Origin of the sequence: Martinezella multihospitum (assembly GCF_900094585.1) — a bacterium.
Taxonomy (GTDB): domain Bacteria; phylum Pseudomonadota; class Alphaproteobacteria; order Rhizobiales; family Rhizobiaceae; genus Rhizobium; species Rhizobium multihospitium.
In genome coordinates, this window is sequence record NZ_FMAG01000014.1 from 26,535 (window position 1) to 48,120 (window position 21,586).

Sequence of the window (21,586 nt, forward strand, 5' to 3'; positions counted from 1 at the left end):
ATTTGCCGGCGCCTTTTAGGTGCGGGAGGTTGTTTGCCGGGAGCATGGTCGTCTACGCGGTCGACATAGGTCGCCGCATTATGGTGCTTCGCGGGACAGTCCTTCCAATGTATGTCTCGCACGCTCCGGGCAAACTCGTAGTGCAACGGTCTTAACGGAATGGACCAGCCTCGGTCCCGGCAGGGATGCCTCTTCACGCCTGAAATGGTGGGCCGTCATCTGCCCTCGCGTCCCGATACGGCCCCAATAGCGGAGAAGGCAAACCTCTCCGAAGAGGTTTACTTCGATCGACATCGCATAAAAGTGGGCCATATGCCTCGAAGCATCCACGCGTTCGACGTAGGCGTGATAAGCTTGTGCGATCATGGGATCGGAATCGGCGATCTCGGAAATCGCGTCCAACGACAGATATGAATCGGTCGGCATGGATCGATTCATATCGGTGATGATATGCGAACGGTCATCTCCGGTTCGCGCAGATGCCTGCGAATCTAGTTCTCACCAGATCAGATCAGCACCACACATTGAAGACTAGGGTTTGTGAGAGGACAAAAAGCCGGCAAGTGTTGCGACGACGATAATGACACCCGCCTGTATCAGGATCGATAGCTCCGGTCCGTAGACAATGCACCACAATGCCGTCATGCAAAATACGAGCGCACTGAAGATCAAGCACTTGACCTTGAAAGAAAGGCGCTTTCCTCTCTGTGACAGCAGAATGTAGAGCGCCACGACAATTGAAACTAATCCAGCCAGGGTAAAAAGTAGCTCCATAGGCGTCAATTCCTCATGATATTTCAGGGGGATAGTATCCGATTTTTTCCTGAGACGACAAAGGTCGGCAAAGCGGTATGCAGGATCGGGTGCGCAGTCGGTCCCGCCTCCCCTCCGGGCCACTATGTTGAGGCTCCCGCGGCTGCGCTGTCCCCCGCCCCTGCACGACGAGAATTCCCGAAACCCCGCCCGTTGGGCGCCGCGTCGCTGATTTCTCCGATACTCTTCATTTTCTGGATCGGCCTTGCTGGTTGCACTGTGCGCCGGGTCGACAACGTTGGCTTCAGACATCCTTTCCGACCTCCCGAAACCTGTTCTGGCGAAGGCAGCTCTTCATATCATCGCGCCGGAACCAGATGGCCCTGCCGCATCTGAGCGGTGCATTGCCTGCCGTGAACACGATCTGCTCGTCGGTGCGCATGCGCAGAACTTCGTGAGGCTGGATGAGCGGTCGCGAAGCAAGCTGTTTCGAGCGTGTTCGCGACGATCCGCGCGATTGGAAACTGTGGCTGACCTGGTCAATCTCGACCGTGGTCGTGCCGCAGCGCCGGGAGATGTAATCGGCCGTTTCCGGATCGTTGATTGCGGCAAAGGAGATCCAGCTTGCGCTCTCGAACCATTTGCTGGAGGCGTCGCGGCCGCCATAGGTTTCGCGCAGCTGGCCGATCGATTGATAGATCATCGTCAGCGTGATGCCATACTTGCGGCCGGCGTCTCGCGCGGTTTCCAGAATGCGCATGTAGCCGAGCCGCGCGACCTCATCGAGAAGGAAGAGCGCCCGACCTTTCATCTCGCCATCGCGATTATAGATGGCATTCAGGAACGAGCCGATGATGACGCGCGCCAGGCCGGCATGCGTCTCCAGGGTTTTGAGGTCGATATTGATGAAGACGTCGACATTGCCAGCGGCAAGATCGTCGGTCGCAAAACTCGATCCGGAAACCAGCGCCGCATAGTTTTCGTAGGACAGCCAGTGTGTTTCCTTGACTGCATTGGCGTAGACACCGGAGAAGGTTTCGGGTGTCATATTGACGAAGGCGGCAACGTTCTCTTTCACGAACTCCGAGCTCGAACCGTCATAGATCTCCTGCAGGCGCTGGCGTAGTTTTGGCTCGGGTTCCGCAAGGTTGCGACGAACCTGGCGCAACGTCTGATCTTCGGATGAAGTGTGTCCGGACAGATAGACGTCGGCAATCAGCGCGGTCAGCAACTGCAGTCCGGAGGCACGGAAGAAGTCATCGCGGACGCCGCTTGCACGTCCGCTGTCGCTCATGATCCATGACGCGACGGAGGCGATATCTTCCTCCTTCGTGCCGCCGTATCGCCCGATCCAGTCGAGAACGTTGATCCCGGTCTCAGCCTTCTTCGGGTCGAGGACATGGACGTCGCGCCCAGCTCTTCGCCGATGATCAATGACCATGGGTGCGACTTCATTCGAAGGGTCGAGAACCACCAGCGCGCCACTCCATTTGAGTGCTGTCGGGACTGTGACGGAGGTTGTCTTGAAGCCACCCGAACCGGCGAAGACGATGCCGTGCGATGAACCGAAAGAACCATCGAAGCATAGCAGCGGCGACTTGCCGCCGGCGCCCCAAGTCTCCGGGCTATCGGCGCGGAAAGCCTGGCGCCCGGTGCTGTCCCTGTCGACGCGATAGAGCTCGCCGACGACAATGCCACCGGCGTTCGGAAAGAGCTTTTGCGCCTCCTGCAGCGTCATCCAGTCCGCCTCTCCATGCATGGCCCTTTTCCCGCGAATCCGCTTCGGCTCAGGTCGGGCGAAGGCGGCATTGCCGAGAAGTGCCACGCGCAACGCAAAGCAACCGGCCATGAGCGCTGCGGCTGCTCCGATCGTTGTCGCCGGATCGAGATAGACGAAGATCGATTTGCCGGATGGTACCATATCGACAAGCCCAGTAAGACGTAATGTCTCCCTCACCGCTGCGATCAAAACGGTGACAAGGCACCCAGCAACGGCGCCCCATGCGGCAAATCGGATATGGGCCGAGCCGGCGACTGCGAACAGGAAGACGATGGCGACGCCTGCCGATGCGGTATACGGCATGGCTAATCCAATTCGCCCGAGCGCGAGGCGTGATGCTTGCGCCTTGCCGAAGGCCGATAGCCAATGCTCGATGCCCGTCATCCCGACAGTGACAAGGATCATCAGCAAGATCGGAACGGCGACCAGCGCAATCCTATTCGGACTCATTGGCAAAAGCCTTGGCGCCGATAGCCGTCAGTCGTGCCCGCTCGCCCCCGTCCTCTTTCAGGCGCTGGCTGAGTTCGATCAGCGCGCCGAGCAATAGTGCGCGTTTCTCATAGCGAAGGCCTGCCTTGACGATTAGTCCTCCGAGCTCGATTTTTTCCCGCGTGTCTTGTTTGCGGGCATCGGATGTCGTCGTGCGTGCCATCCGCTCAAGCCTCGCCAACGCCGCTCGGAACCGCGCCAGACGCGACCGGCGCTGATTGCGTGGCATTACGGCCTGCCCCTCCCCTCGCCTCTGCGGTCGATCCTGCGTCTCCTTCCCGAAACCGCTCGGCCAGTTTCTCGAAGGCCGCCTGTAAATCCGTCTCCTCGATTTCGAACTCTCCGAGCCCGGCCTTCAACGCGACCCGGCCGATGCGTTCGGCTTCACGGGTTTCCGCTGCCTTGAGCTGCTCCTGCAGTCTTGCGATTTCTTCGCGGATTTTCGAGGACGGCTTTTTCATGATTGGTGGTCTCCGTTAAGTGAGAAAGCATCAGGCTTGACCCTCACTCTTCCGGATGATGGTGCGGAACGCACTACTGTTATTCTGACAATCGCCAAGGGCGATGCTTTGGTGAATGATCCCGGCCGTTCGCAAGGACGGCTTCCAAGGGCGCAATTATACGTCGCTAATGCGACGTGTTGCTAAGTACAGCCTGGCGGGGCCACCGCTCCTGACGAACGCATCGATATCGTTCGCGATCAGGAGCTTTTACCACCGTGGCCGTCCCGCACTTCTCCGTCAACATGATCGCCCGCGGCTCCGGCCGCAGCGCCGTATTGTCCGTGGCCTACCGGCATTGCGCCAAAATGGAGTACGAGCGGGAAGCCCGAGCGATCGATTACACCCGCAAGCAGGGTTTGCTGCACGAGGAGTTCGTAATCCCCGCGGATGCACCACAATGGCTGACGGCAATGATTTCGGACTGCTTTGTTGCCGGCGCATCAGAAGCATTCTGGAACAAGGTCGAGGCATTCGAGAAGCGCGCCGATGCGCAGCTTGCCAAGGACATCACCATCGCCTTGCCGATCGAGCTCTCGGCGGAGCAGAACATCGCGCTGATGCGGGATTTCGTGGCGACACATATCATCGCGAGAGGCATGGTCGCCGATTGGGTCTATCACAATGCGCCCGGCAATCCGCATGTGCATCTGATGACCACATTACGGCCGCTGACCGAAGAGGGTTTTGGCTCGAAGAAGGTCGCGGTAACCGGACCAGACGGCAATCCGCTTCGCAACGATGCCGGCAAGATCGTCTACGAGCTTTGGGCTGGTGGTATCGACGACTTCAACGCCTTGCGAGATGGCTGGTTTGCCTGTCAGAACAAACATCTGGCGCTCGCCGGTCTTGATCTCCGCATCGATGGCCGCTCGTTCCAGAAGCAGGGGATTGATCTTGCCCCCACGATCCATCTCGGTGTCGGCACGAAGGCGATCGAACGCAAAGCGACGGAGGCAGACCAAGCTGCTTCCCTCGAGCGATTGGAGCTGCAGGAGGAGCGGCGCGCCGATAATGTTCGACGCATCCGGCGCAATCCTGAGATCGTGCTCGACCTGATCACGCGAGAGAAGAGCGTCTTCGATGAACGCGACGTCGCCAAAATCCTACATCGTTATGTCGATGACGCCAGTCTGTTTCAAAGCTTGATGGCGCGCATCATGCAAAGCCCGGAGACCTTGCGGTTGCAGCGTGAGACGAGCGAGTTCGCCACCGGCGCCAAGATGCCCGCTCGATATACGACACGCGCGATGATCCGGCTGGAGGCGACGATGGCGCGACAGGCCATATGGCTTGAGGGTAAGGAGACGCACGGTGTGTCCGGTACGATCCTCGACGCGACGTTCAAGCGTCATCAGCGCCTTTCAGAAGAGCAAAGAGCCGCGATCGAGCGGATCGCCGGATCTCCCCGCATCGTGGCCGTTGTCGGTCGCGCCGGCGCGGGCAAGACCACCATGATGAAGGCGGCCCGCGAGGCCTGGGAGTTTGCCGGATATCGTGTCCTCGGTGGCGCGCTTGCCGGCAAGGCGGCTGAGGGATTGGAGAAGGAAGCCGGCATCCAGAGCCGGACGCTCGCTTCCTGGGAACTGCGCTGGAATGGCGGCCGTGACGTGCTGGACAGCAGATGCGTGTTCGTCATGGACGAGGCGGGCATGGTCGCATCCAGGCAGATGGCCGGTTTCGTCGATGCTGTCGTCAAGGCAGGCGCCAAGATCGTGCTCGTCGGCGATCCGGAACAACTGCAGCCGATCGAGGCGGGTGCCGCCTTCCGCGCCATCGTCGACCGGATCGGTTACGCCGAACTTGAGACGATCTACCGCCAGCGTGAGGACTGGATGCGCAAGGCCTCGCTCGATCTGGCGCGAGGTGATGTGGAGAAGGCGCTGGCCAACTACAACGCAAATGCCAGGATCACGGGCAGGCGCCTGAAGGCTGAAGCTGTCCAGAGCCTGATCACCGACTGGGACCACAGCTACGATCCGGCGAAGTCTACGCTGATCCTCGCCCATCTGCGTCGCGACGTGCGCATGCTGAATGTGCTTGCGCGCGAGAAGCTGGTTGAGCGCGGCATCGTCGGTGAAGGACATGTGTTCAAAACCGGTGATGGAGAACGCCGTTTCGATGCGGGTGACCAGATCGTCTTCCTGAAGAACGAGGGGTCGCTCGGCGTCAAGAACGGCATGCTCGCCAAGATCATAGAGGCTCAGCCGGGCCGCCTCATCGCCGAGATCGGCGAAGGCGAGCATCACCGGCACGTGACGGTCGAACAGCACTTCTACAATAATGTCGACTACGGCTATGCGACGACGATCCACAAGAGCCAAGGAGCGACTGTCGATCGTATCAGGGTGCTTGCCTCACTCTCGCTCGACCGCCACCTGACCTATGTGGCGATGACCCGCCATCGTGAGGATCTGCAGCTCTATTATGGACGCCGGTCCTTCGCCTTTAATGGTGGACTTGCCAAGGTTCTCTCACGGAGAAACGCCAAGGAGACGACGCTCGACTACGAGCGTGGGAAACTCTATCGCGACGCACTGCGGTTTGCCGAAACACGCGGCCTGCACATCGTCCAGGTGGCGCGCACGCTGCTGCGTGACCAGCTCGACTGGACATTGCGCCAGAAAACAAAGCTTGCCGATCTCGCCAGCCGTCTGACAGCGGTCGCGTCCAGGCTTGGTCTTGCGAAAACCGCATCGACTCAATCCGCCCGGACCGCAAATCGGGAGGCAAAGCCTATGGTGTCAGGCATCATGACCTTCTCGAAATCGATCGAACAGGTGATCGAGGACAGGCTCGCCTCGGATTCCGGCCTGAAGACGCAATGGGAGGATGTGTCGGCGCGTTTCCGTCTGGTCTATGCTCAGCCGGAGGCGGCCTTCAAGGCAGTCAATGTCGATGCCATGCTGACGGATCAGACGGTTGCCGCGACGACCATCTTCAAGATCGCCAATGAGCCAGAGAGCTTTGGGAAGCTCAAGGGCAAGACTGGCATATTGGCCGCAAAAACTGACAATCGGGATCGAGAGATCGCGCTTGTGAACGCTCTGGCCCTTGCCCGCAACCTCGAACGCTATCTGCAGACGAGGCTCGAGGCGGAACGCAAATACCAGGCCGAGGAACAGGCAGCTCGCAGACAAGCTGCCATTGAAATCCCCGCGCTCTCGCACAATGCCAAATCCGTCCTCGAACGCGTGCGTGACGCCATCGACCGCAACGATCTTCCGGCTAGCCTGGAATACGCGCTTGCCGACAAAATGGTAAAGGCCGAGCTCGAGGGGTTTGCCCGAGTTGTCTCCGCGCGCTTCGGCGAGAGGACATTCTTGTCTCTCGCAGCAAAGGAACCCAGCGGCAAGGTCTTCGAGACCGTCACGACCGGGATGACAACTGGACAGAAAGCTGAAGTGCAGTCCGCCTGGAACGCCATGCGGACGATCCAGCAACTGGGGACCCATGAGCGAACGACAGAGGCGCTCAAGCAGACGGATGCGCTGCGCCAGACAAAAAGCCAGGGGCTATCGCTCAAATGATGCCAGATCCTTCGCGACATGCATCTGGATCGTCGGCCCGTATGACGTTCCCATGGGTATTGTGGGTGGCGGTGGCAATCGTCTGCCTTCTCGCCGCGCTTGCCTATTACGGCGGCTACCGTATCAACCTGACGCCAAGTGAACCACTTGGCCTTTGGCGCATCGTTCCGCTTGATCGGGCAGCAGTGGTTGGCGATCTGCTGTTCATTTGTCCTCTGCGGACATGGGAAACCCAGGACGCGAGGATGCGCGGCTACTTCCGAGCCGGTCTTTGCCCAGGCGGAACAGCACCGCTGATCAAGATGGTGGTCGCCGTCGCCGGGCAACGCGTCGATATCGGCGCCTCGGTCATGGTCGACGGTCATGAGATCCCCTCGTCCCGTCTGTCCCCGCGAGATGGGAAGGGTCGGCCGCTCACGCCCTTTCCCGGGGGCATCGTTCCGCCGGACAACGTTTTCGTGCACTCACCGTTCGAAGGCTCCTATGATTCCCGCTACTTCGGCCCCCTGCCCTCATCCGGCATCCTTGGTCTGGCACAGGAGGTGTGGACCCATGCGCCATGATTATCTCCAGCCGGCATTGTTGACCGCAGCTGCGATCGGCGCCGGGACCATGGGATGGAGCGGCCAGGCCCTGCTACTGCCAATAGTATTGGTGTTTCCGATGCTTTGGTCGCTCGCACGAAGCCGACTGGTGGCGGCGATCGTCTCCAGTGGATACTTCCTTGCTGCGTCACGAGGCTTGCCGCAGGGTGTGGCTAATTTCTATTCGTCGGATTTTTGGCCCGGATTGGCGCTCTGGCTGTGTGCTTCCACAAGCTTTGTCATCGTGCATGTGGTTCTCTGGACAAGGCAAGCAAACGCCCGTCCGGTTCGCTACCTTGCCGCAGCCGTTCTTATGGCTGTTCCACCCTTCGGTATCACCGGCTGGGCGCATCCGATAACGGCTGCAGGCATTCTCTTTCCCGGATGGGGATGGTGGGGCCTCGCCGCCATGACAGCCGGCCTTGCGGGCCTCGTCACCCGTTTCCGGCCAGCTGTCGCAATCGCCTTGGGAGGCTTTTGGGCGTGGTCCGCCGCTTCGTGGACCGATGCGCCTGTACCCGACAAGTGGCGCGGTGTCGATCTGGAATTGGGCGCTTCACTTGGACGTGATCTCAGTCTGCAGCGCCACCGTGATCTGATTGCCACGGTGAAGACAGCTGCGGCGGACGGCACGACCTCGGTTGCTCTACCCGAAAGTGCTTTGGGCTTCTGGACATCCACCACTGCACGAGTTTGGACGGCCGGCCTTCGGGATACCCGCATATCCATTGTCGCGGGTGCGGTGGTCGTCAATACGGGCGGATATGACAACGTCCTGATCCATCTGACTGGCGATGGCGGCGAGGTCATCTATCGTGAGCGCGTGCCAGTTCCGGGTTCGATGTGGCAGCCATGGCGATGGTGGCTAGGGGAGCCGGAGGGCGCGGGGGCGCATTTCTTTGCCAATCCAATTGTGTCCGTCGGAGCTGAACGGGTCGCACCCCTCATTTGCTACGAGCAACTGCTCGTCTGGCCGATATTGCAATCCATGCTTTACGATCCGGATCTGATCGTCGCCGTCGGAAACGGCTGGTGGACCAAGGGGACATCGATCGCCGAAATCCAGCATGCCAGCACCGTTGCGTGGGCAAAGCTCTTCGCAAAGCCGCTTGTTTTTTCCGTCAACACCTGAGTGCCGAGAGGACACTTCATGCTCGACACCGCCCTGATCAAAGAATGCGCCGATCCCACACTCAAGCCTGCGATCGTCGAGCAGTTCGTCGCGGTGGCCGGTTCCGCAGACCCTCTCGCCGTCACGGTGAAGTCAGGCGGCCGGCTGATCCTCATTCCCAAGGCAACATCAGTCGACCAGGCGATGGCGATCATCCGACAATATGCCGGTAGCGCAATTGTCCGCGTTGGCCTGACCCAGTTGCCGGCTGGCATCGGCGTGACCGATCCGTCCGACCTGCAGCCGGACCTCGTCGATGCCTGTGCGAACCTGCGCAAGGGAACGGCGATGTTTGCCAAGATCTTGCGGATCGTTGCCAAGTGGTATGGGAATCGCACGAGCGCGGATGCGTTCCCGCCGATGCTCGAGGATGCGGTCTACGCGTGGAAGACGGGAGAGTTCGAAGGCAGGAATGTGTTTCTGGCCTCCGATCCAGGTGGAAGTCTGCCGATAGAAAAACAAGTGCCTGCAGCGCAGACGGAAGCTGATGTCAGCGGTAACCCTGAAACGGGAAACGCCGCAGGTTCGGAAAACAACAAACCCCAACCCATTGGATCGGCGGAGATGCGCATCGATCTGTCCAGGATTGGTGGAGAATAGGCTCGGGCTGGTTTGTCCGGAGGCAGTCTTGGCTGAAGCTTGGACGCAGACATGGCAGGCGTCTAAACCATGCCGGCGATGGTGGCCTGATGTTATTCGTCTCCGTAGCCGGCGGGAATATGGCGGTCGAGCTCCATCGCATCATGGAGCACACGTCCAATCCCGATCAGATCGGCTTGGACGATCTGGTACAGCAAAAGATGCCGAGGGTGGCGCACAATTCCACTTTCATGCCGCGCTCGCTCGCGGCTATGGCGAAGATGATAGCTTCGCACATTGTCACCCAATTCGGGGCGGCTCAGGCTTCCGATCCTGTCAGGATCTGTCGCTAGGTCGCGCAGCGCCGTTACAAGCAGATACTCATATCGCAACCGGGCGAGCTCGCCGAAGTGCTCATGCGTGTGCGCCAGAATTTCCACGATATCGGCTTGCGCCGCGGCAGAAAGACGAAAATCGGCCATTTCCGTTATGCGTCAGACTTACGAATCCGTGCCGACGCTTCACGCCCCAAGCCGGCAATGAAGTGATCCAGCTGGTCAGCTGGTACATCGGTAAATCGGCCTTCATCCAAATCGACAAAGCCGATATGGGCTGCCTCCCGCAAAGCTTCCAGCTTCGCCGCCTCGTGCGCTTCGCGACGTTCGACCAGACGCAGTCCTTCGCGCATGACTTCGCTGGCGTTTTGGTAGCGTCCAGACTTCACCAACTGGTCGATAACCGCTTCGTGGTGTTCGGTGAGAACGACATTCCGCGTCGGCATGAGGGACATCCTCCGGGGTTGCTTCCATACCGGATAATAGCCGATATGGCATAATATGCCAATAGGCTGATCAGACCTATCCTGTTGCCCCGCCGAATGGCGGGGAAATTGAGGCCCGCTGATTACCATGAGACAGACACTGTCCTCAGCGTCTGCGCAACAGGGCTGTTCAATTTGAGTTGCCCTGTCACCGCCGCGTGGCAGGCAGCGACAGGGCGCACGTCGCTGGTTCAAGCAATGATGCCTGCAACGAGACAAAGGATGGATATCAGACAATCAGCTCGAGAAGAACGTCCGCTTGATCGCAAATGGGATTGCCTAACAAGAAACTTGCCCTCAAAAGCGGTGGCGACCGTCAAAGGTGTTGCTCTTCCGCGAGGATGCTGACCAACGAAAGGATGCGGCTTCTGACCCGCGGCGGCAGCAGTAGGACATCCTCGATCAGCCGGCGACCTTCGGCGGTAGAGATATAGGCGATGCGTTCATCGGCCTCTGACGAAAGGTGAAAAAGCTCGCCAGTTCCAGGGTGCGGCAAATCTTTGAAGAACCGCGCTACTGGCGCCTGCATGCAGCTTGCGATTTCGTATAGCATCGAAGCGCTAACGCGATTTTTGCCGGCTTCATATTTTTGTACTTGTTGAAGACTTACGCCGATGCCCCTGCCCAGGTCTCCCTGAGACAAATTCAGTTGAATTCTCAAGATTCGGATCTGCCGACCGACATATTGGTCGACAGGATGAATGTGCGAATCTGATAGGGGAGCGGTCCGCTTCCTGGATTTGTGTCGACCGCCTGAGATTCCGCTCATTTTCGCTGTCCCCATCGCTTCCAATAGGGTCGTAAGCATAGGCTTCGGGAGACGTTCCGGCTTTCAGGAAATTGATATGACGTTCACGAAAGTGATATTAAATTGCACGCGAACGTCGCACACCGAAGCAGCAACGGATCCCGGCTCGATCGTTGAATGTGGATTGGACATGGAAGTGTCCGACGACACTTTGTTTGGGGGCGCTGTGCCGTCGGACGCTGCATGGTCGGATTTGGGGGTGGCGTCCAAACCGATGGTAAATACTCTGACACCTACCGTCGGTTTAGTTAAGCTGCCCGAATGGATAGGCAAGGTGTCACTTGCCAAGCTCAACCAGTTATCGATCATTCGCTGATTTTTCGAGCGACCCGATTAATTTGGCCGCTGCATCGTGCCGCCTGGGATAGGAAGTGGCCACAACCATTGAATACATTAGAGTTTGCGATATATCTGCGGAGATACGACGCAGCACTGGTGGCCAATGGCGCGATACAATTTTAAGGTACGAGATGAATTCAAACGAGTTTTGGCGAAAAGCCACATTGATGAGGACGATCAACTAACGGCCTGCAGAGCCGTTGCCATGGCGCTTGCCACGTTTGCCTTCAACGCGAAAGCGCCGCCGACCACGTCGGTGGAGCTCGAAGATTCGTCGGGCAACCGCGTTGCTGTCATCACCCTGCTCGTCGAAACCTGAGGCACCTCGCAGTTGCTACCATGACCGCAGGTCCGCGGGACGCATTCATCGAATGGTCGCCACAGGGCTTACAGGCGCGTCCCAGCCGCCTTGATACGCTCAAGGATCTCAGGGTCGCATTGCGCGTCGACGAGGAATTGATGAATGCCGCCTGCTCGCGAGCGAATGTCAGCAAGGAAGTCCTGAAGGCATTCGATCCCGCGATCGGTAAAGGCGATGATACTCTCGTCGATGAGGGTGGCGACGTATTCCACCGCGTAAAAGAGAGTTGGGGGAGCCATTCCAGAAACCTCTCAGCCGCTTTGAAAGCACTCAGCGTCTAAGTGAAAAAGCTAGAGAATGCGGACGTTCTCGGCCTCGTCCTCCCGGTCCGACGATCTTCACCGAGATCATATTCGACCTTGGTGCCTTTCTCGAGCGCGCCACCGCTTTGCAGTGCGGAAATGTGAACGAAGACATCCGTCTCACCATTGTCGGGGGCGATAAAGCCGAAGCCCTTCTCATTGTTGAAGAATTTGATGGTACCGACAGGCATGAATGTTCCTCACTTCGCTCCCTCGACAGGCTGCGATGATGCAATCTGCGATGAATTCCTATTATCTGCATTGCAGACTTGCAAATATTTAATTGAGCCAGCGCTTAAATAGCGTCGGCGTCATCGAACCAAACTGTCCGAATTATGCTGTCGTTGCCTGGAAGCGGTTCTTGAGTCTAACAGTCTACACCAAATCAGTGAAATCGTGTCGATGGTGACGTCTTCGCAATATCACCAATAACATCGTCCATGTAGTCGTCGGCGAGTTCCAGCAGAGCTTCTGCTATGGTTTGAGGCTCCCATCCAGCCTCCAGAAGCTCGTTCACTGCTACATCAATGGTCTTACGGAGTTGCTGACGGCAATGTTGTTTCGATGCATCTGCAACATCGATCAACCGTTGTTTGCCTGGCATGATACGCCCTCCTCCACGACGGCAACGCCTATACTAGTCGTCAACATATGGCAGAAGTAGTTGCTGACAATTGCTGTGACGCCATTTTATAGAAGTAGCTTCCTTTCCGCTCGCGGACGCGACCAGCCTGACCATGAATTCTATGTTTGGTTGTAAAATATAGAGCCGTTATTGCAATGTTCGATGGATTGCGTTCTGTGTGTTGGGGAGACGCAGGTTAGTTCAACTGAACTCTCGACCTTATGGAGCATATATTCATGACAAGTTTTATTGAGAAGTGGTCTGCCAAGAAGGCTGAAAAGCCAAAGGCTGGTACACGGAATTCCGTTGAAACCTTTCAGCTGCGGGTCGCCGAGCAGAAATCCTATCTCGAAGAGTATGAGCGAGATGTCGCAGGCTTCAAGAAATGGCGGTCGACCTGGTTTCAGCGGGTTCCCGGCGGTTTTGGCGTCAGCGTCGGCCGCGACGCGGTCAGTGCCGGAGAAGGCCTGAGCTACGTCGTTGTCGAGACCCTCACAGAAGTTGCGGAGTTTCTCGATGATCTCGCCAAGCATGCTGAGCAGGATCCTGGTTTCCAGAAAGCGCTCGACGACAACCGGTCGCGGCGCGCTGCACGGCTGAATGCGTCAAAGTCGAAGTCCGGTGTAACCAAGGCCGCATCAGCGAAAGTTCCGACCAAGGCGTCGCGTGCCAAGTTGACTTTGAAGACCGGCAAACCCGAAGCCGGCAAATAGGCCAAAGGCCTAAAACATCACCGAATGCAGTTGCTTAGCCCGCCTTGCGCGGGCTTTTTGGTATGCGTTCGACGCACGCATCAGTTTGCGATGTAGATCCCTCGAACGTGAGCCATCGCCTCCCAGCCCGATTCCGACTAAAGGAAGAAATGGTTCGACATCGCAATTAGCGGTAGACTTTTCTATATACGAAAGTTAATAAGATGCAAGCGCAACACAAACTCATATGGCATCTCGTGAAGCAGGTCGTCGAAAGAGCCTTTCCAGAGGAAACAGCCGCTGCGCGCTTGCAGCAGGTTGCGATCCTTCTCACGATCAACGCGTTGCAGGACGAACCCGAACCACTGACAACGCAAAGACTTGGGGAGGTTTACGGCCTGACTGTATCGCAGACACACAAGCTCGTGACCCGACTTGTCGAACGAGGACTGATTGAGCGGACACAGGTTCTCAACCGGCAGGGACGGGGCCATGCGTTTGCGTTGCGTGTCGTGGAAACCGAAGAGCTGCGACAATTGCGACAAGCAGTCGTTGCGAATGAATGAGGGGAGGAGCCACTGAGTGCATCGCAAAACGAGGATAGCTCCAAAATTTTCGCTCCTGAAAGGGCGATACGTCGCGGACCAAGTAGTTTGAGAAGGGACCAATGCGGGTCTATGGAGGATGGAATTTTCGATCCTCTTACGTTGCTCTCAAAGTGGTTCGAATCTTGGATGCCGCTGCTTCTGGCTCTCTGGACCGCCAGCCTTGGTGTCGCGAATTACCTTTCCTCATTGATCGGTTTCAACCTTAGCCCACTGTTCGTACTGTCAATATGCCTTGCGTCCTGGCATTCCAATTGGCGGATTGGGCTTGCCGTTGCGTTTGTTTCGGCTCTGGTGTCTGTTGGAACTGATCGAGAAATCATCTTCTTCATGCCGTGGGCCACTATTACAGTTAATCTCGCGGTCCACACTGTATCGTTCACGATCATCGCCGCCATCGTCTCGCGGTTTCGTGCAAGTTATGAACACGAACGCTTCGTTGCCCGCCGTGACTATGTCACGGGTGTCTTGACCCGCCAGGCCTTTGAGCAAAAAGCAGAAGAAATGTTGAGGGTGGCCCAGGCGCAGGGCTGGCCGATGTTGCTGGTCTATCTGGACCTCGACGGTTTCAAAGGCGTGAATGATCGATATGGTCATGAGGCGGGGGACGAGGTGCTGAAACGTTTCGCGGTCGAAGGGAGAGCTGCGCTACGACGCGAAGATTGTTTTGGACGCATGGGTGGTGACGAATTCGCATTGCTGATGAAACTGCCGTCGATAGATGAAGGGCAGGAGGTTGCGGTGAATTTGCATAGGCGGTTCAGCACGGTATTGGCGGACACTGGTCATCGGGTGACATGCAGTATGGGTGCGCTTGCGATTGAGCCATGTGTGAGAGAAGCGCGGATGGAGGATTTAATGCGCAATGTCGACGATCTCATGTATGCGGCAAAACGGAGTGGCAAGGATGGCTTGCGATATGAAACTTGGACATCGTCGTCCGCTATAAGACTGCCTCTATCTGTCGATGATGGAGAGACGCCGCCGAAATGGCCCCGGTCAAAACGGGACGCGCATCGCGTCGCGCGAGGTTCACGAGTATGATCCCCGACGAGACCGCCGATCTTTTGGAAACCCTGCTCTTTACTATCAGGATGATTGTCGACGGCGACGCCCAGGACAAGCAACGCATAACGGACGCTTATAGAGAGGCACGTTCGCTTGCGGCAAGTTTGGGTCTTGATGGCGGTTCAGCTCGCCCCCGCATTGTGGCCTGCCTCGAGCGTTTCAACACATATAAGGATGGCGACGACGTGGCAGCGGCCGGCTGGATGCTGACTGCGATCCAGGAGCGCCTCGGCGAACACAACCTTTATGGCTGGCGAAAACTGCAGGACATCGTAGATGCGGCTATTAATGAGCTACTTTTATTTGAGAAGGTATCGCTTCATTGAGCCGTCATCCGGCGCACAGGAAGCCGCTGTATACTAACGGCTGACCGGCGAGCCGCTTGGCGTCACCGGCGAAGTCGCCGAAGTGCTCGGCCTTGAACTGGCGCGGCCGCGGATCGCGGGGTACGACGCCATTCGCCGGCGCGTTGATGGCTAACGCATCCAGATCAAAGGCTATTCGTTCATCGCCAATGCGAACCCTGGCCAGCGGCTCGGCTGGTCTGCTATCAGACTTGAATTCGCTGGCAGGGCCTAGTTCAGGATGCTGTTGACGAGCTCGCCGATGGCCACTGTGCTGGCGGTCTGTTCATGTGGGTAGGCTACATATTTATCTTTAAAGTTGTAATATAAAAAGTAAAATACACATGTTGTTCGCATCTCGGGTCACATGCGAATGACGAAGATGATTTAATCAAAATTCAGTGGTTCATCGCTCGACTTATGGCCGGACTGATGTAACTGGAATGGGGTTCCGTGGTTTGACGGAAACAATGAAGTTAAAGGGAACGCGGATGACCGCTGAGAATTCATCCGAAAAGAGAACCGAAAGCATCAAAGGAAAACCGCGGTATGACGCGCTGTCGAAACCCGAGTTGGAAGTGCTAGCTGTTTATGCGATCCGCGAGCATCGCCGCCTGCTCGAGGCCGATCAGGCTGTCTATGATGAGTGGACTCGTATTGCAGCCGACCCGCTAAGCTCGGAAACCGTGCTTAAAAATCTGCAAGACGAGTATATCGCCCGTCAAAAACGTTCCGAAGCACAGCAGGATGAGCTTTCGGACATCATCGATGCGCTGGGTTATGTGCCGATCGTTCCCGTGGATATCGACGAATAGAGGTTAAACCAGACCGTGATCCTTGGCGATTGCCACGAGTTGCGGGATGGTTGCGGCGCCAAGCTTTTCGCGCGCCTTGGTGAGGTAGTGCTGCACAGTCCTCACATCGATGCCCGTTAGCGTCGCGGTTTCCGCAGCTTTCTTTCCCTTCGCCGCCCACATAACACATGTGGCTTCCCTTGCAGACAGAAATCGCTTCGGACTGACGATTGCCGCTGCACCTATGATTTGCAGACGATAGTGGATCGCCAACACCGCCTGCATGGCCTTTCGCGCGTCCTGAGAGTGGGAGCATTCGACCTGGGCCTTGGAGGACGCGAATGTCAGCGCTATCGTCGAACCGAAGCTGCCCTCTACGGGAATTGTTATTCCGCTATGAATACCATGTTCGATGGCCTGATCTCGAAAGCGCTTGAGCTCGGAATTTCCGCGAACTGCCCAGTCGTCCGCCGTCCAGGAAAACATATCCATTCGCCGCCTGGCTTCCGTGACGACCGGATCGATGCGGGAATATCGGTTGGCGAGATACCGATTCTGCCATTCCCTGGGGTAAGAGTTGATTGTGCGGACATCAGCCCCCGTCATCTGCGCGTATGCGAAACGCTCGAAACCCCAAGAACTGGCGAAGCCCTTAAGCGCGCTTTTGATTGTGCGCTCGTCGTAAGCTGACTCGATCACGTCGATGAGAGAACGAAGGGTTCCTTCCACGAAATGCCTCCTGGTCTTTGCACAGGCCTCAGGCCTACCCCACCTCTTCTATATGCGCATCTAGCTTGTGTGAACGCCGCGATCGGGGGAGGTTCTGGCTGTTCAATTCAAGGTCAGTCTGGGCCACCGTACGCGAAGAGGTTTCAGGGTGGTTGTATATGACAGATCTACTCACCTTCGTCGGGTATTCAAGTACCCTCGCTCTAAAAGATGACAATCATGTAAAAGATTTTTCTGAGAGCTGGCTATGACGCGCGGAGCGAAGGGTGGCGAAGCGCCGGCAAGCGATCAATGGCCGCTATAGGTGGATGGAAAAATCACATCCTGATCGACCAGAACATTGAACTTGTAGCCGGGCCGGATCTGGATTGTCGGCTGAACGTTCAAGTTCTTCGAAATCGTCTGCTCCGTCACACGTCCAAAGCTTTCGGCAAAGTTCCGCCTTGCCGCATCGGACGCTGTATCCTGGTTTGCCCGCGTCGAGCTTTCCGGCAACGACATATCGATCCCGGTTCCGATGATGGCAATCAAGGCAGCCGATCCGAACGTCCGCCAAAGATGGCGATCGACCTTGTCCTTGAAGCCGGCATAGCCTTCGGCATCCGTACCTGCCATTCCGCCGATCTGCAGTGTCGAACCATTCGGGAAAATGAGATCGGTCCAGACGACCAGGACACGTTCCTGTCCAAAGGACACCTTGGAATCATAGCGGCCGAACAGCTTTGCACCCTGCGGAATGAGCAGGTGGTTGCCGGTCGCGCTGTCGTAGACGTTCTGGCTAACCTGGGCGGTGATGCGTCCGGGAAGATCGGAATTGAGGCCGGTGATCAGGGTCGCGGGAATGACCGAGCCGCGCTTCAGCTCATAGGAAGATAACTGCGGCACGACCGGGTTCGGCAGATAGCCAAGCCCCTTGATATCCTGATTGAAGAAATCCTCCTTCGACCCCTGGCCGTTCGGATCGACGTTCTGGCCCATCAGCCCGGACCGCATCGCAGCCGCATAGAGATCCGAAGCACTATTGCTTGTCGCAGGTGTACTTCCCCTGGTTGGCGAGTTTGCGGCTCCCTTCTCAGCCTCGGAGATGTCGACCTTCAGCGGTGAATCGAGGGCGGTCGCCCGGGCTTGCAGACGAGCCATCCGCTGGCGCTGGAGCTCGCGCATATATTGCTCGTCCTGTTCACGTCTCAGGCGCGCGTTCCATTCCTCTTCGGATTCAAGGCTTGGTCGACGCTCATCCCGATCCGCCAGCCGCCTTTCGGCCGATGGTTCCGACTTTTCGGGCTTTGGTTCAATAACAGGCGTTGGCTGGAACGTCTCTCGCTCGGCTGGCTCACCGATAATACCATCGGTAACACCACGTTTGAGTTGTTCACCAAAGCTTGTCGCCGGTGCATTGGAGGCGGATTCCAGACCATTGCCGCCATTAAAGGAGAGGCCACGCCACGACAGGCCGATGACGACGACCCCCAGAAACAATGCGATGACGACGATCGCAATGACGATCGGCAGCCGGTTGAGACGGCGCATGCCTGTTTGGCTGCTCGTCTGGCTCGAAGCACCAAGCTGAAGCGATTGGACCATTGTCTTCTCCTCAATCGCGACGCATGACGGATAGCGGGCTTGCCGGCACGGCACCCGTCGCAGTCGTCGTATAGGCTCGGCCAAGGGCAATGGGTGGTGTCGAAAGCCGTGCGAGCACCCGCCCATCGACGCTGTCGATCGAATAGGCGAGTTCGATCGCTTTGGTGCCCTTTTCGACCGTCTGGTCGGTCACGACCGCATACCCCCAACCCTTGAGGGCCGCCTCAAGCGCTGTTGCGAACTCAGACGATTCCTTGTTCATTTTGATCGTGGTGTTGCCGGCCGGTCCGATCTGCTCGGCCAGCCGGCTTGCCATATCGCCAGCGATGGTGCTTGCTGCCGGCCCGGTGACAGGAGTGGGAGCCGCGCCGCCGGTCAATCCATCGCCTGCCGTCTGGCAGCCGGCCAAAAGAACAGCTGTCAGGATCAAGGAAAGAAAGCCTCGCATCGATCACCCTCCCCTTCTGATGGTGATCTTCTGCTGGCGCCAGCCAACACCGGAAACGAGGATGGCCTTGTCGACGGCATAGTCGACGACCATCATGTCGTTCTTCATGCGATAGTTGACGATACGGTTCTGGCCGCCGGAAATGACGAAGAGCACCGGCGCATCCTGCCCCGAGATCGATTTTGGAAACTGGATGTAGGTTTTGACGCCGTCCGAATAGACCCGCTTCGGTTTCCACGGTGCGTTGCCGCTTACGGAATAGGCGAAGTTCAGCTTGTCGGGCGCGGTTCCCGGAATGCCGCCGGTCTCGAGGCGCGCGTTGATGTCGGCAAGCTTGGTCGAGGCATCTTCCGGATATTCGAAGCCTACACGAGCCATATACTGGCTCGGATGCGACTTCAGCTGAATATGATAGGTGCGCCTGGAGGTCGTGACCACCATCGACGTGACGAGACCAGGTTCGGACGGCTTGACGATCAGATGGATCGCCTGGCCGCCGGTCGCACCTGAGGTGGCGGGCTCGACCTTCCAGCGTACGGTATCGCCCACGAGGACATCGCGGACGATTTCTCCACCCTGGAGCTCGACGTCGCAAACCTGCAACGGCGAGCAGACGACCGACGGCTGCGTTTCCCCGAAAAGGAAGATCACTTTGCCATCGGGACCCCTTGTGACCAGGCCAGGCGCTCCCCGCCACTTGCCAGAGATGTTTGTGCCTTTCACCTCATTCGTCGTCATGCTTTGAGCCGAGGCACTGCCGCCGGCCAATAATGCGACCATGCAGCCGAGAGCCGCTATCAATCCTGTTCTGTGCATAAAAATATCCCCTGCCCCTAGAGCTGCGCCGTCCAGTCGAAATCCCGGACGTAAAGGCCGATTGGATTGAGACGGATCGTAGCCTCGTCCTGCGGTGCGGTCAGTGCGACCGTTGCAATGCCGCGGAACCGCCGCGTGCCCGTCTCCTTGCCCTTGCGGTCGCGCTCATACTCGGTCCAATCGATCTGGTAGGTCTGGTTGGAGAGCGCCACGATATTGTTGACCTCGATGGCAACAGTCGCGGCCTTGGCTTTCTCGAAGGGCGAATTGCCCCGAAACCAGGCATTGACCTTCTCCGTCGATGGATCGGAGGTGCGAAGGAGCGCGTAGGTCCGGTCGATATATTGCTTCTGCACGACGGCGTCGGGCGTGATCGACCGGAAACTGCTGATGAAGTTTCCAAGCGTTGCCCGCACCACCCGCACATCCGCATATTCGATCTGCTGCGGGAAGCCTGCGGTGACCGAGTTCCCGAGCTTGTCGACTTCGACGATATAGGGAACGAGCTTGACCTTAGTGCTTAGATACATCGCATAGCCAAAGCCGATGACGGCCATGGTCAGACCGAGGATGCCGACGATGCGCCAGGCCGCCGCGGCTCTAACGTAGGATCCGTATCGTTCTGTCCATTCCTGGCGCGCGGCAAGATATGGGTTTTCGGGGGAGCGGTTAACCGCCATTCGTTCTTCCCTTGTCTTGATCATGGTTTGTCGTTTCGCTCCGGAGGCGGCTTGGGTCCGCTCTGACCACCGCGGTTCTCGTCGAGCTTGGCATTGGCAAGTCCGAGGATCGATCCGGCATAGGCGCCGGGAGAACCGATCGCCTTTTCCTTTGCTGCCGACCCTGCGGCTTTGCCTGCCGACCCGATACCTGCGCCCATGCCGCGCAATGTGGCTCCCGCCATGGACGATCCGGCGGCCCGCGCTGCCTGCCCCGCCATGAAGCCGGCGCCTGCAGCACCCACCGCCAGAAACCCGGCGCCGGCGGCGAAGGATGCCGCTTGCCCTCCGTGGCGGATTGCTTCCATCCCTCCAGAGACCGATGCGCCCTGGACAACACCCTGAATGATGTTTGGAACATAGATCGCGATGATGAAGACCACGACCGCAATCCCGGCGATCGCCAGTGCCGTCTGGAACTGGTCGCCGACGTCAGGCTCGTTTGCGAGACCTATCAGCACTTCCGATCCGATACGGGAGATCATGACCAGGGCCATCAGCTTCATGCCGACGGAGAAGGCGTAGACCAGATAGCGGATGGCAAAATCCTTCGTGTAGGACGATCCGCCAAGACCGAGCATGATCATGCCGGCAAGCAGCCCGAGATACATCTCCACCATGACGGCGACGAAGATCGCTGCGACAAGCGAGAAGGCGATGACCACGACGACCATCGCAAAGGCTGCCGAAATCGCCAGAGCATTGTCCTGGAACAGACCGAACTGCACTTTCTCCGACATTTTTGTCGCAACGGTGAGCCCGGCATTGAAAACATCAGCCGGCGAAGCGGTTCCACTGCCGGCGCCGATCTGAAACAGGCTGTCGACGACAGCTTTGGCAAAGGTCGGGCCTTGTGCCAGCACGAAGGCGAAGAAGCCGACAAACATGATCCGCCGGACCAGTTCGGCAAACCAGCTGTCGAGCGAAGCGGCCTGAAGCGCAAGCCAGACGGCCGCGATGCCGATCTCGATCGTCGCAAGAATCCAGAACAGCGACTTTGCGGCATTCATCACGGTGGTTTCCCACCCTTTCGCAGCCGTCGTGATCTGGTTCTGAAGCGAGGTCAGCACGGAGCCTTCCTGCGCGAATGCGGGCTGTGACATTGCAACAACGGCGACTGCCGAAAGCAGCATCATGATGCGGAGT

The 21,586-nt window shown here is 57.8% G+C and carries 26 protein-coding genes and 1 pseudogene; 11 read left to right on the forward strand and 16 right to left on the reverse strand.

Going from position 1 to position 21,586, the window contains the following annotated elements; genetic code table 11:
* Positions 1-78 precede the first annotated feature (78 nt).
* The 5 genes from GA0061103_RS35630 to traC form a co-directional block, all read right to left on the reverse strand.
* On the reverse strand, positions 79-438 hold the full coding sequence (locus GA0061103_RS35630; RefSeq protein ID WP_342588021.1) for a WGR domain-containing protein: 360 nt from the start codon (positions 436-438) through the stop codon (positions 79-81).
* Between the two features lie 93 nt (positions 439-531).
* Positions 532-1,065 (reverse strand): hypothetical protein, encoded by a 534-nt coding sequence (locus GA0061103_RS32635; RefSeq protein ID WP_092719755.1) that lies wholly within the window; start codon positions 1,063-1,065, stop codon positions 532-534.
* Positions 1,058-2,983 carry a Ti-type conjugative transfer system protein TraG gene (traG, locus tag GA0061103_RS32640; RefSeq protein WP_092719757.1) on the reverse strand — a complete coding sequence of 642 codons (1,926 nt, stop codon included), beginning with the start codon at positions 2,981-2,983 and terminating at the stop codon, positions 1,058-1,060. The genes GA0061103_RS32635 and traG overlap by 8 nt, the downstream gene beginning before the upstream one ends.
* Positions 2,970-3,185, reverse strand: coding sequence for a type IV conjugative transfer system coupling protein TraD (gene traD / locus GA0061103_RS32645; RefSeq protein ID WP_092719759.1), 216 nt, complete (start codon positions 3,183-3,185; stop codon positions 2,970-2,972). The genes traG and traD overlap by 14 nt, the downstream gene beginning before the upstream one ends.
* Positions 3,186-3,189: 4 nt before the next feature.
* Positions 3,190-3,483 (reverse strand): conjugal transfer protein TraC, encoded by a 294-nt coding sequence (gene traC, locus GA0061103_RS32650; protein WP_092719761.1) that lies wholly within the window; start codon positions 3,481-3,483, stop codon positions 3,190-3,192.
* 257 nt (positions 3,484-3,740) lie between these two features.
* Between traC and traA the strand changes: the two genes are divergently transcribed.
* Genes traA through GA0061103_RS32670 form a run of 4 tightly spaced genes read left to right on the forward strand, consistent with a single transcriptional unit; the run spans position 3,741 to position 9,407 of the window.
* On the forward strand, positions 3,741-7,052 hold the full coding sequence (gene traA / locus GA0061103_RS32655) for a Ti-type conjugative transfer relaxase TraA (protein ID WP_092719763.1): 3,312 nt from the start codon (positions 3,741-3,743) through the stop codon (positions 7,050-7,052).
* 41 nt (positions 7,053-7,093) lie between these two features.
* Positions 7,094-7,615 (forward strand): conjugative transfer signal peptidase TraF, encoded by a 522-nt coding sequence (gene traF / locus GA0061103_RS32660; RefSeq protein WP_245304945.1) that lies wholly within the window; start codon positions 7,094-7,096, stop codon positions 7,613-7,615.
* Entirely contained in the window at positions 7,605-8,768 is a 1,164-nt protein-coding gene (locus GA0061103_RS32665; protein ID WP_092719767.1) for a conjugal transfer protein TraB, read from the forward strand. The genes traF and GA0061103_RS32665 overlap by 11 nt, the downstream gene beginning before the upstream one ends.
* 18 nt (positions 8,769-8,786) lie before the next feature.
* Positions 8,787-9,407, forward strand: a complete 621-nt coding sequence (locus GA0061103_RS32670; RefSeq protein WP_092719769.1) for a TraH family protein — start codon at positions 8,787-8,789, stop codon at positions 9,405-9,407.
* Between the two features lie 92 nt (positions 9,408-9,499).
* On the opposite strand, the gene GA0061103_RS32675 is transcribed toward GA0061103_RS32670, so the two are convergent.
* From GA0061103_RS32675 to GA0061103_RS32685, 3 genes are all read right to left on the reverse strand, one after another.
* On the reverse strand, positions 9,500-9,868 hold the full coding sequence (locus GA0061103_RS32675) for a type II toxin-antitoxin system RelE/ParE family toxin (protein WP_092719772.1): 369 nt from the start codon (positions 9,866-9,868) through the stop codon (positions 9,500-9,502).
* 5 nt (positions 9,869-9,873) lie between these two features.
* Positions 9,874-10,167, reverse strand: a complete 294-nt coding sequence (locus GA0061103_RS32680; protein ID WP_092719975.1) for a type II toxin-antitoxin system ParD family antitoxin — start codon at positions 10,165-10,167, stop codon at positions 9,874-9,876.
* Positions 10,168-10,522: 355 nt separating this feature from the next.
* Positions 10,523-10,975 (reverse strand): helix-turn-helix domain-containing protein, encoded by a 453-nt coding sequence (locus tag GA0061103_RS32685; protein WP_092719978.1) that lies wholly within the window; start codon positions 10,973-10,975, stop codon positions 10,523-10,525.
* Positions 10,976-11,051: 76 nt separating this feature from the next.
* Here GA0061103_RS32685 and GA0061103_RS32690 point away from each other — a divergent pair, with 76 nt between their 5' ends.
* Positions 11,052-11,330, forward strand: a complete 279-nt coding sequence (locus tag GA0061103_RS32690) for a hypothetical protein (RefSeq protein WP_092719774.1) — start codon at positions 11,052-11,054, stop codon at positions 11,328-11,330.
* A 362-nt stretch (positions 11,331-11,692) separates the two neighbouring features.
* Positions 11,693-11,995 carry a hypothetical protein gene (locus tag GA0061103_RS35195; RefSeq protein ID WP_167376685.1) on the forward strand — a complete coding sequence of 101 codons (303 nt, stop codon included), beginning with the start codon at positions 11,693-11,695 and terminating at the stop codon, positions 11,993-11,995.
* Positions 11,996-12,004: 9 nt separating this feature from the next.
* Here GA0061103_RS35195 and GA0061103_RS32700 read toward each other — a convergent pair.
* Both GA0061103_RS32700 and GA0061103_RS32705 read right to left on the reverse strand, forming a co-directional pair.
* Positions 12,005-12,207 (reverse strand): annotated as a pseudogene (locus GA0061103_RS32700) (cold-shock protein).
* A 194-nt stretch (positions 12,208-12,401) separates the two neighbouring features.
* On the reverse strand, positions 12,402-12,620 hold the full coding sequence (locus tag GA0061103_RS32705; protein WP_092719780.1) for a hypothetical protein: 219 nt from the start codon (positions 12,618-12,620) through the stop codon (positions 12,402-12,404).
* A 257-nt stretch (positions 12,621-12,877) separates the two neighbouring features.
* Here GA0061103_RS32705 and GA0061103_RS32710 point away from each other — a divergent pair, with 257 nt between their 5' ends.
* The 5 genes from GA0061103_RS32710 (at position 12,878) to GA0061103_RS32735 (ending at position 16,165) form a co-directional block, all read left to right on the forward strand.
* On the forward strand, positions 12,878-13,354 hold the full coding sequence (locus tag GA0061103_RS32710; protein WP_092719981.1) for a hypothetical protein: 477 nt from the start codon (positions 12,878-12,880) through the stop codon (positions 13,352-13,354).
* 203 nt (positions 13,355-13,557) lie between these two features.
* Positions 13,558-13,899, forward strand: coding sequence for a MarR family transcriptional regulator (locus GA0061103_RS32715; protein ID WP_092719782.1), 342 nt, complete (start codon positions 13,558-13,560; stop codon positions 13,897-13,899).
* A 168-nt stretch (positions 13,900-14,067) separates the two neighbouring features.
* Complete coding sequence (locus GA0061103_RS32720) at positions 14,068-14,982, forward strand: GGDEF domain-containing protein (RefSeq protein ID WP_167376686.1); 915 nt, start codon at positions 14,068-14,070, stop codon at positions 14,980-14,982.
* Positions 14,979-15,332, forward strand: a complete 354-nt coding sequence (locus tag GA0061103_RS32725) for a hypothetical protein (RefSeq protein WP_092719786.1) — start codon at positions 14,979-14,981, stop codon at positions 15,330-15,332. Before GA0061103_RS32720 ends, GA0061103_RS32725 begins: the two co-directional genes overlap by 4 nt.
* A gap of 509 nt (positions 15,333-15,841) precedes the next feature.
* A complete protein-coding gene (locus tag GA0061103_RS32735; RefSeq protein WP_092719788.1) occupies positions 15,842-16,165 on the forward strand; it encodes a transcriptional repressor TraM in 324 nt (107 codons plus the stop codon).
* Positions 16,166-16,168: 3 nt separating this feature from the next.
* Here GA0061103_RS32735 and GA0061103_RS32740 read toward each other — a convergent pair whose 3' ends face one another.
* The 6 genes from GA0061103_RS32740 to trbL form a co-directional block, all read right to left on the reverse strand.
* Positions 16,169-16,873 carry an autoinducer binding domain-containing protein gene (locus GA0061103_RS32740; protein WP_092719790.1) on the reverse strand — a complete coding sequence of 235 codons (705 nt, stop codon included), beginning with the start codon at positions 16,871-16,873 and terminating at the stop codon, positions 16,169-16,171.
* 288 nt (positions 16,874-17,161) lie between these two features.
* The gene (gene trbI, locus GA0061103_RS32745; RefSeq protein WP_092719792.1) at positions 17,162-18,457 is read right to left on the reverse strand and encodes an IncP-type conjugal transfer protein TrbI; all 1,296 of its coding nucleotides are present in this window, start codon (positions 18,455-18,457) and stop codon (positions 17,162-17,164) included.
* Positions 18,458-18,467: 10 nt separating this feature from the next.
* Entirely contained in the window at positions 18,468-18,905 is a 438-nt protein-coding gene (trbH, locus tag GA0061103_RS32750) for a conjugal transfer protein TrbH (protein ID WP_092719795.1), read from the reverse strand.
* Between the two features lie 3 nt (positions 18,906-18,908).
* On the reverse strand, positions 18,909-19,721 hold the full coding sequence (gene trbG, locus GA0061103_RS32755; protein WP_092719798.1) for a P-type conjugative transfer protein TrbG: 813 nt from the start codon (positions 19,719-19,721) through the stop codon (positions 18,909-18,911).
* Between the two features lie 17 nt (positions 19,722-19,738).
* Complete coding sequence (locus GA0061103_RS32760) at positions 19,739-20,401, reverse strand: conjugal transfer protein TrbF (RefSeq protein WP_092719983.1); 663 nt, start codon at positions 20,399-20,401, stop codon at positions 19,739-19,741.
* A 20-nt stretch (positions 20,402-20,421) separates the two neighbouring features.
* Positions 20,422-21,576: a P-type conjugative transfer protein TrbL gene (gene trbL, locus GA0061103_RS32765; protein ID WP_425349576.1), complete on the reverse strand. Its 1,155-nt coding sequence runs from the start codon at positions 21,574-21,576 to the stop codon at positions 20,422-20,424.
* Positions 21,577-21,586 lie beyond the last annotated feature (10 nt).

What these genes read in the sequence shown, in the direction of transcription:
- GA0061103_RS35630 (WP_342588021.1), bottom strand. Translation starts at nt 438, where the DNA reads ATGAATCGATCCATGCCGACCGATTCATATCTGTCGTTGGACGCGATT.
- GA0061103_RS32635 (WP_092719755.1), bottom strand. Translation starts at nt 1,065, where the DNA reads ATGTCTGAAGCCAACGTTGTCGACCCGGCGCACAGTGCAACCAGCAAG.
- traG (WP_092719757.1), bottom strand. Translation starts at nt 2,983, where the DNA reads ATGAGTCCGAATAGGATTGCGCTGGTCGCCGTTCCGATCTTGCTGATG.
- traD (WP_092719759.1), bottom strand. Translation starts at nt 3,185, where the DNA reads ATGGCACGCACGACGACATCCGATGCCCGCAAACAAGACACGCGGGAA.
- traC (WP_092719761.1), bottom strand. Translation starts at nt 3,483, where the DNA reads ATGAAAAAGCCGTCCTCGAAAATCCGCGAAGAAATCGCAAGACTGCAG.
- traF (WP_245304945.1), top strand. Translation starts at nt 7,094, where the DNA reads ATGACGTTCCCATGGGTATTGTGGGTGGCGGTGGCAATCGTCTGCCTT.
- GA0061103_RS32665 (WP_092719767.1), top strand. Translation starts at nt 7,605, where the DNA reads ATGCGCCATGATTATCTCCAGCCGGCATTGTTGACCGCAGCTGCGATC.
- GA0061103_RS32670 (WP_092719769.1), top strand. Translation starts at nt 8,787, where the DNA reads ATGCTCGACACCGCCCTGATCAAAGAATGCGCCGATCCCACACTCAAG.
- GA0061103_RS32675 (WP_092719772.1), bottom strand. Translation starts at nt 9,868, where the DNA reads ATGGCCGATTTTCGTCTTTCTGCCGCGGCGCAAGCCGATATCGTGGAA.
- GA0061103_RS32680 (WP_092719975.1), bottom strand. Translation starts at nt 10,167, where the DNA reads ATGCCGACGCGGAATGTCGTTCTCACCGAACACCACGAAGCGGTTATC.
- GA0061103_RS32685 (WP_092719978.1), bottom strand. Translation starts at nt 10,975, where the DNA reads ATGAGCGGAATCTCAGGCGGTCGACACAAATCCAGGAAGCGGACCGCT.
- GA0061103_RS32690 (WP_092719774.1), top strand. Translation starts at nt 11,052, where the DNA reads ATGACGTTCACGAAAGTGATATTAAATTGCACGCGAACGTCGCACACC.
- GA0061103_RS35195 (WP_167376685.1), top strand. Translation starts at nt 11,693, where the DNA reads ATGACCGCAGGTCCGCGGGACGCATTCATCGAATGGTCGCCACAGGGC.
- GA0061103_RS32705 (WP_092719780.1), bottom strand. Translation starts at nt 12,620, where the DNA reads ATGCCAGGCAAACAACGGTTGATCGATGTTGCAGATGCATCGAAACAA.
- GA0061103_RS32710 (WP_092719981.1), top strand. Translation starts at nt 12,878, where the DNA reads ATGACAAGTTTTATTGAGAAGTGGTCTGCCAAGAAGGCTGAAAAGCCA.
- GA0061103_RS32715 (WP_092719782.1), top strand. Translation starts at nt 13,558, where the DNA reads ATGCAAGCGCAACACAAACTCATATGGCATCTCGTGAAGCAGGTCGTC.
- GA0061103_RS32720 (WP_167376686.1), top strand. Translation starts at nt 14,068, where the DNA reads ATGCCGCTGCTTCTGGCTCTCTGGACCGCCAGCCTTGGTGTCGCGAAT.
- GA0061103_RS32725 (WP_092719786.1), top strand. Translation starts at nt 14,979, where the DNA reads ATGATCCCCGACGAGACCGCCGATCTTTTGGAAACCCTGCTCTTTACT.
- GA0061103_RS32735 (WP_092719788.1), top strand. Translation starts at nt 15,842, where the DNA reads ATGACCGCTGAGAATTCATCCGAAAAGAGAACCGAAAGCATCAAAGGA.
- trbI (WP_092719792.1), bottom strand. Translation starts at nt 18,457, where the DNA reads ATGGTCCAATCGCTTCAGCTTGGTGCTTCGAGCCAGACGAGCAGCCAA.
- trbH (WP_092719795.1), bottom strand. Translation starts at nt 18,905, where the DNA reads ATGCGAGGCTTTCTTTCCTTGATCCTGACAGCTGTTCTTTTGGCCGGC.
- trbG (WP_092719798.1), bottom strand. Translation starts at nt 19,721, where the DNA reads ATGCACAGAACAGGATTGATAGCGGCTCTCGGCTGCATGGTCGCATTA.
- GA0061103_RS32760 (WP_092719983.1), bottom strand. Translation starts at nt 20,401, where the DNA reads ATGGCGGTTAACCGCTCCCCCGAAAACCCATATCTTGCCGCGCGCCAG.
- trbL (WP_425349576.1), bottom strand. Translation starts at nt 21,576, where the DNA reads ATGATGCTGCTTTCGGCAGTCGCCGTTGTTGCAATGTCACAGCCCGCA.